Here is a 382-nt window from a genome sequence, read left to right on the forward strand (position 1 = left end):
TTAGCAGTACGTGCAATGGCCGCCCTTTACGATACATCAATCGGGCGCTAATATTTTAGTGGTATCGCATGGTCATACCCTGCGGCTTTTATTGTCCTTACTAGGCGGAGCGACTTGGGAAAACCATCGTGATGAGGGTAAATCCGTGTCATTGTTGCATACTTCAATCAGTATTGTGAAATATGATAGTGAAAGCGGTTTTCATATTGAGCAGCTTAACGATGTGGCTCATTTACAATGATCACACCCATTCATCAATAATAAAAAAGTGGGCATTTTACCCACCTTTTTTGCCATTAGCCGAATACTTTTTCTAAGTGTGCTTGGTAGTCTGCTAAGTATTGTTCCACTTGTGGATTTTTAATCACATCGTTACATAAGA

This window comes from Neisseria sp. HMSC068C12 (assembly GCF_001814095.1).
Lineage (GTDB): Bacteria > Pseudomonadota > Gammaproteobacteria > Burkholderiales > Neisseriaceae > Neisseria > Neisseria perflava.